General features: G+C 66.8%; 2 protein-coding genes. Both read left to right on the top strand.

The window, feature by feature from the left end; translation table 11 throughout:
- A partial coding sequence (locus AC1DYI_RS35150; protein WP_477208726.1) for a response regulator occupies positions 1 to 1295 on the top strand: 1295 nt, incomplete at its 5' end.
- Between the two features lie 4 nt (positions 1296 to 1299).
- Positions 1300 to 1569 (top strand): response regulator (locus tag AC1DYI_RS35145; RefSeq protein WP_477208725.1); only part of this gene is annotated, 270 nt, incomplete at its 3' end.

The following is a 1569-nucleotide window of genomic DNA, read 5'->3' as shown; positions in this document are numbered from 1 at the left end:
TGGAAGCACCGGTGCGCCCGGCGCCGCAGCGCGAGCGCCTTCCGCTGCCGTTGCTCGACACTGACCCGTTGGACGCGGTGGCACCGGTGGTCTTTGCCAACGATGCGAACGACGACCGCGACGACATCGGTGCCGGCGACCGGGTGATGCTGATCGTCGAGAACGAGCTCGGCTTCGCGAAGGTGATGCTCGAGTCGGCGCGCGCCAGCGGCTTCAAGGGCCTGGTCACCGGCACCGGGGCCAGTGCGCTGACGATGACGCGCGAGTACCACCCGAGCGTGATCTCGCTCGACATCCACCTGCCCGACATGGAGGGCTGGCGCATCCTCGACCGGCTGAAGGCCGACATGGCGACGCGCCACATTCCGATCTGTGTGGTGTCGACCGACGATGCGCGCGACCGCGCGTTGCAGTCCGGCGCGATCGGCTTCTTGTCCAAGCCGCTGCAATCGGCCGACGAGGCCAAGGCGGCGATCGACGAGTTGTTCAACTACATCGAGCGGCCGGTCAAGCGTCTGGTGGTGGTGATGCCGCCGTCGCCGCTGCGTGACCAACTGGTCGACGAGCTGGAATCCGACGTGCAGCCGCTGGTGGCCGACGATGCTGGCCAGGCCCGCCATTTGTTGATGGACGCCGACTGCGTGCTGGTCGACGACGCGGTCGCCGACTTCGGGCCCGAGGACGTCCTCGACGCCATCGCCGAGCGGCACAGCGTCTGCCAGCTGCCGGTCGTGTTGTACCGCCAGCATCGGTCTGAGGCGTCGCCCTGGGGCCGCAGCCGCGGTGGCTATGGCCAGCGCGAGGCCGATTCGCTCAAAGGCTTGCGTGGCCACATCGCCTTCTGGCTGCACCGCGGGCCGGGCCTGCTGTCGGAGCAGGAAGGGCGCGAGATCGAGGAAGACCTGGCGGCGCAGAATGGGCTGAAGGGCAAGAAGGCGCTGATCGTCGACGACGACATGCGCAACATCTTTGCCCTGGCCACCGTGCTCGACGAGGTCGGCATGATCATCGTCTCGGCCGACAACGGCCGCGAGGCGATCCGCCTGGTCGAGGCCGACCCCGAGATTGACATCGTGCTGATGGACATCATGATGCCGGAGATGGACGGCATCATGACGATGAAAGAGATCCGCAAACTGCCGCGGGGGCGCGAGCTGCCGATGGTGGCGGTGACCGCCAAGGCGATGAAGGGCGATCGGCAGAAGTGCATCGAGGCGGGCGCCTGGGACTACCTGTCCAAGCCGGTCGATCCGATGAACCTGCTCGCAGTGTTGAGAGGCTGGCTCTGCCGGTGACACCATGAGCAGTAACGACGCCGGCGCGCCGGTCGAACGCGCGAACATCCTCGTCGTCGACGACCTGCAAGAGAAGTTGCTGGTCTTCAAGACGGTGCTGGAGGAGCTGGACCAGAACGTGATCACGGTCCGCTCCGGCACCGAGGCCTTGCGCGAGGTGCTCAAGCACGAGTTCGCGGTGATCCTGCTCGATGTCAACATGCCCGACATCGACGGTTTCGAGACGGCGGCGCTGATCCGCCGCCACCGCCGCTCGGCCCACACGCCGATCATC

This window comes from Ideonella sp. P3_A4 (assembly GCF_056403075.1).
Note: the sequence above shows the minus strand (reverse complement) of the source record. Positions and strands in the feature narration are given on the sequence as shown.